The sequence below is a fragment of the Micromonospora sp. BL4 genome, assembly GCF_003667505.1.
Lineage (GTDB): Bacteria > Actinomycetota > Actinomycetes > Mycobacteriales > Micromonosporaceae > Micromonospora.
This window is the reverse complement of record NZ_RCVJ01000269.1, coordinates 1-3,142: the sequence shown is the minus strand read 5'-3', so window position 1 is coordinate 3,142 and position 3,142 is coordinate 1. Positions and strand designations below refer to the sequence as shown.

Here is a 3,142-nt window from a genome sequence, read left to right as displayed (position 1 = left end):
GTCAGGTGAGTTGGGCGGCCTGGACTGCTTCGGCGGTCACCTCGGTGAGGTGGTGGGTGGGGAGGGCGCCCAGCTCCTCGCGGGCGAACCAGCGGGCCTCGCAGGTGGAGCCGCCGACGTCGGCCACCGTCAGCGGGTTCGGCTGGTCGACCACCACCCGGTAGAAGGCGCGGACCCCGTGCCAGTCGATCGGGTAGCCCTCCGGGCCGAGCGAGGCGGCGTCCCGGTGACTGGCCACGCCGAGCAGCTCGACCAGGCGGCCGGTCTGGCCGGTCTCCTCGACCAGCTCCCGGATCAGCGCCGCGCCCGGCTGCTCGCCGTAGTCGGTGCCGCCGCCGGGCAGGTGCCAGCAGCCGGCGCCCGGGTAGCCGTCGGACACCCGGGTGAGCAGCACCCGCCCGGCCGGGTCGGTGCACACCGCGTACGCGGCGAAGCGCTGCGCCCGGTGCAGCCCGTCGGGGCCGGGCACCGCGTAGAAGGAGGGGAACTCCGGCGCCTCGTCGGGCACCACGTCGGCCGAGGAGGCGGGCAGACCGAGGGCACGGGCGGTGAACGAGCGCAGCGGGAGCTGCCGCGCCTCGTCGAGGGTGTACCAGCGGGCCAGGTCGGTGGGCCGCTCGCCGACCCGGTCCGCGAGGGTGCCGCCGCGCACGGCCACCCGGTAGATCAGCCGGTCGGTGTGGATGGTGATCCCGCGCTCGGGCAGGGCACGCATGTCGGCGAGCACGTCGGCCAGGCCGGAGACGGCGACCGAGAGGCCGGTCTCCGCGGCGGTCTCCCGGACGACCGTGTGGTTCGGGTCCTCGCCGTGGTCGACCGCCCCGCCGGGCAGCGACCACGTGCCGGGCGTGCCGGAGCGCTCCGATGCACGGACCAGCAACACTCGGCCGTCTGGGTCAGCACAAACTGCGTATGCCGCGATCCTGCGGAGCGGCTCCAGCATGGTGGTCACGGGACCAAATTCTCCCCGGGCCGGGTTACCGGAGCGGAAAAGAGTCGGATTCCTGACTGTCTGACCCCACTCAGGGATCGGTCAGGGTAAGGATCCGGGCGGTCACCGAGGGCGTGCCGAGCGCCGGCGCGGAGTGTGGAGGCATGACAACCACCACCGCTCCCCACGCCCCGTACAAGCAACTCCGGCGACCCACCACCGACCGCATGGTGGCCGGTGTCGCCAGCGGCCTCGGCCGCTACTTCGCCGTCGACCCCACCGTGGTCCGGGTGATCTTCGCAGTCAGCGGCCTGCTCACCGGCGGGCTGGCGCTGTTCGCGTACCCGATCATGTGGTTCCTGATGCCCGAGGAGCCCACCGGCGCGCCGGCCTGGCCGCACCCGGCGGGCGTCGCGCCGCAGGGCCCGCCGCCCACCGCCGGGCCCGCGCCCGGTCAGCCGGGCCCGGGGTACGCCCCGACGCCGCCCTTCCCGCCGGCCGCGTGAGGTGCGCTCACTCCCACTCGATGGTGCCCGGCGGCTTGCTGGTCACGTCCAGCACCACCCGGTTCACCTCGGCCACCTCGTTGGTGATCCGGGTGGAGATGCGGGCGACCACCTCGTAGGGCAGTCGTGACCAGTCGGCGGTCATCGCGTCCTCGCTGGAGACCGGGCGCAGCACCACGGGATGCCCGTAGCTGCGCCCGTCGCCCTGCACGCCGACGCTGCGCACGTCGGCGAGCAGCACCACCGGGAACTGCCAGACGCCACGGTCCAGACCGGCCGCGGTCAGCTCCTCCCGGGCGATCAGGTCGGCCCGACGCAGCAGGTCGAGCCGCTCCTGGTCGACCGCGCCGATGATCCGGATGGCCAGGCCGGGGCCCGGGAACGGGTGCCGCCAGACCATCGCCTCGGGCAGGCCCAGCTCCAGGCCGAGCGCCCGGACCTCGTCCTTGAACAGCGTGCGCAGCGGCTCGACCAGCGCGAACTTCAGGTCCTCGGGGAGGCCGCCGACGTTGTGGTGGCTCTTGATGTTGGCGGTGCCGGTGCCGCCGCCGGACTCGACCACATCCGGGTAGAGGGTGCCCTGGACCAGGAACTCCACATCGCCGTGCGAGGCGATCTCGCGGGCGGCGGCCTCGAAGACCCGGATGAACTCCCGGCCGATGATCTTGCGCTTCTGCTCCGGGTCGGTCACGCCGGCCAGCGCGCCCAGGAACCGGTCCGCCGCGTCGACCACCTTCAGCTTGATGCCGGTGGCCGCCACGTAGTCCTTCTCGACCTGCTCCGCCTCGCCGGCACGCAGCAGGCCGTGGTCGACGAAGACGCAGGTGAGCTGGTCACCGACCGCCTTGTGCACCAGCGCCGCGGCGACCGCCGAGTCCACCCCGCCGGACAGGCCGCAGATGACCTCCTTGTCGCCGACCTGGGCGCGGATCCGGGCCACCTGCTCGTCGATGATGTTCTCAGCCGTCCACGTCGGCTCGATGCCGGCGATGTCGTACAGGAAGCGGGTCAGCATCTCCTGGCCGTGCGCGGTGTGCCCGACCTCCGGGTGGAACTGCACGCCCGCCCGGCGACCGGCGACGTCCTCGAACGCGGCCACCGGCGCGCCCGCCGACTCGGCGGTCACCGTGAAGCCCTCGGGCGCCTCGGTGACGCAGTCGCCGTGGCTCATCCAGACCGGCAGGTCGGCCGGCAGGTCGCGGAGCAGCACACCGGGGTCGAGCAGGCGGGGCCGCAGCGGGGTGCCGCCGTACTCGCGATTGCCCGTCCGCGCGACCGTTCCGCCGAGCGCCTGGGCCATCGCCTGGAAGCCGTAGCAGATGCCGAAGACCGGCACGTCGGCCGTGAACATGCCGGCGTCGATCTGCGGGGCGTCCGGCGCGTAGACGCTCGACGGGCCGCCGGAGAGGATGATCGCGGCCGGGTTCTTCGCCAGCATCTCGGCGACCGGCATCGAGTGCGGCACGATCTCGGAGTAGACCTTCGCCTCGCGGACGCGGCGGGCGATGAGCTGGGCGTACTGGGCTCCGAAGTCCACCACGAGGACGGGGCGAGGCAGGCTCATGTGCAGAAAGCCTACCGACAGTCACCGCCGCCCCCGGCACCGGCTCGCCCCGCAGCGCGCCACCGGGTCGGGTCAGGGCCGCAGGGCGGCGGGAGCGCCGGCGGGGACGGCGGGGGTGCGCGGCGGGACCGGGTCCACCCG

General features: G+C 73.7%; 3 protein-coding genes. 1 reads left to right on the top strand and 2 read right to left on the bottom strand.

Translation table 11 applies throughout. The features are described from left to right. Position 1: 1 nt before the first annotated feature. Positions 2-952, bottom strand: coding sequence for an NUDIX hydrolase (locus EAD89_RS30020; RefSeq protein WP_121656188.1), 951 nt, complete (start codon positions 950-952; stop codon positions 2-4). A 143-nt stretch (positions 953-1,095) separates the two neighbouring features. On the opposite strand from EAD89_RS30020, the gene EAD89_RS30015 reads away from it, so the two are divergent. Beyond that, positions 1,096-1,437: a PspC domain-containing protein gene (locus tag EAD89_RS30015; protein ID WP_121678031.1), complete on the top strand. Its 342-nt coding sequence runs from the start codon at positions 1,096-1,098 to the stop codon at positions 1,435-1,437. A gap of 7 nt (positions 1,438-1,444) precedes the next feature. Here EAD89_RS30015 and guaA read toward each other — a convergent pair whose 3' ends face one another. Next, complete coding sequence (guaA, locus tag EAD89_RS30010; protein ID WP_121656401.1) at positions 1,445-3,001, bottom strand: glutamine-hydrolyzing GMP synthase; 1,557 nt, start codon at positions 2,999-3,001, stop codon at positions 1,445-1,447. Between the last annotated feature and the right edge of the window lie 141 nt (positions 3,002-3,142).